We start from the raw sequence: 1,303 nt of genomic DNA on the forward strand, positions 1-1,303 counted from the left end.
GTAGTAACAAAGGAAACCGTAAAACGCCTGCGTTTTGTACCTGCAAAGTTTGAGGTTGAAGAAGAGATCACTTATGTATACAGCTGTCCGAAATGCGGGGCCATGAAACGTCCGGAAAAAGAACCTTCCCTGATCCGTGGAAGTATCGCTACGCCTTCCCTTGTCGCCGGTATCATGAACGCTAAATATGTAAATGGGATGCCTCTGGCACGCCAGGAAAGAGAGTTTGCCAGATATGATCTTGATCTTTCCACAAAGACTATGGCAAACTGGATCATAAACTGTGCAGACAGATACCTGAAACCACTGTATCAGCTGATGAAAGAAGAACTTCTGGAAAGCAGATATATCCATTGTGATGAAAGCCGTATCCAGGTACTTGGAGAACCAGAGCAGAAAGGTACGACCCAGAACTGGATGTGGGTATACCTCACGGATGAGTTCAGTGGCTCCCCGCAGATGGTACTCTTCGATTATGAAAGGACCCGTGCGGGATATCATCCTGTAAACTTTTTAGGGAACAGGTTTCATGGGTATCTGACCTGTGATGGATATCAGGCTTATCACAGTTTAGGAGAAGGTATCATAATAAGCGGATGCCTTACCCATGCAAGACGGCGCTTTGATGCAGCCCTCACAGCATTGAAAAAAGACTTCACAAAAGAACAGCTGAAAGAGACAGTTGCATATCAGGCAATGTCAAGGATCGGGATTCTCTATAAGATTGAGGAGATGCTCCATGACAAAACACCGGAAGAAAAATATGAGGAGCGCCAGAAACAGTCCCGTCCGGTTATGGATGCCATGTTTGAATGGCTGCATACGATGGAAGATTCTGTAGACAGGTCTTCCCTTATTGGTGATGCCATTTTGTATACGCTTAATCAGGAAGTATATCTGAGACGGTATCTGGAAGATGGTCATCTCAGCATAGACAACAACAGTGCAGAACGTGCATTGAAAAACTTTGCAGTAGGACGCCGCAACTGGCTGTTTGCCAAAAGTGTACGGGGAGCAGATGCCAGTGCCCTTGTTTACAGCATTACAGAAACGGCACTTCTGAACCATCTGAAACCATACGCATATCTGACTTATATATTGGATGAACTCAGAAAAATGGGGGCTTTTCCTAAAGAGGAAGAATTAAAGAAACTGCTTCCATGGTCAGAGAATCTTCCGGAATACTGCCGTACTAAACTAAAAAAATAATAATAAGCCATCTGATAGAGAATCTGGCAGACAGCCAGGAGCAGTATCAGATGGCTTTTATAAAATGTCAATATACGAATGATTACCTACTTAC

At 44.1% G+C, this 1,303-nt stretch carries 1 protein-coding gene; it reads left to right on the plus strand.

Translation table 11 applies throughout. The features are described from left to right. Window positions 1-1,209, plus strand: a 1,209-nt coding sequence (gene tnpC, locus NSA57_RS19415; RefSeq protein ID WP_257465851.1) for an IS66 family transposase, incomplete at its 5' end; no start/stop codon positions are given. Window positions 1,210-1,303: the final 94 nt, after the last annotated feature.

It is taken from the genome of Blautia caecimuris (assembly GCF_024622975.1).
In the GTDB taxonomy this organism is placed as follows: Bacteria; Bacillota; Clostridia; order Lachnospirales; family Lachnospiraceae; genus Blautia_A; species Blautia_A caecimuris.